Here is a 656-nt window from a genome sequence, read left to right on the forward strand (position 1 = left end):
GCGGGGCAGATGCAAAAAGTGTCTGAAGCGTTTCCATTAACCTGAGGATTGCCGTTATTGTGGACTCGAAGGAAGAACGTGGTGCTTCCCGGATAGGCAGTACGCTGCCACCAGAAGACGCCAATTGAAATGGCAGCATTTTCGGAATGATTGTTGGTCACCTTGCCCTCAAACGCCTCGTACTGCACACCCTCCGAAGAGGTCCATTTATAATTATTCGCCCATAATGACGTGGGGACGATTTCGGAATAGCTGAGCAGGAACAACTTGTCGATGGTAGCCGTCACGGCGGCGTTCTTATCGATGGCAGAACCGTTATTAGTGAGCTTTGTGACGGCTTTCACCTTGGTCTGGAAATCGCTGGGCATCAGGTTCCAAATCTCGCCGGAGTTCATCTTCGCGCGAACATCCGATTTCTCCCAGCCACCGGCATTGACCTTCTCCATATTCATGCAGGAACTGATGCCCGTCGAGGTAGTCAGGAACGTCAGGCCCGCCTTGCCGGTGCCGTCTGCGAGGTCGTCGTGATTGATGCCGATAATCTTGTACTCGAGCGTCTTTCCGTTCGTCAGCTTCATCGAAAACTTCGTGCCGGCATCCATGGCGGCCTTGGCTTTGGCGTAGGCGGGCGAAGCCTCGCCCTTGGCGGCGATGTC

General features: G+C 54.3%; 1 protein-coding gene. It reads right to left on the bottom strand.

Translation table 11 applies throughout. The features are described from left to right. Nucleotides 1-656 (bottom strand): DUF6273 domain-containing protein (locus DW029_RS11400; protein WP_199582694.1); only part of this gene is annotated, 656 nt, incomplete at both ends.

It is taken from the genome of Collinsella sp. AF38-3AC (genome assembly GCF_003474365.1).
In the GTDB taxonomy this organism is placed as follows: domain Bacteria; phylum Actinomycetota; class Coriobacteriia; order Coriobacteriales; family Coriobacteriaceae; genus Collinsella.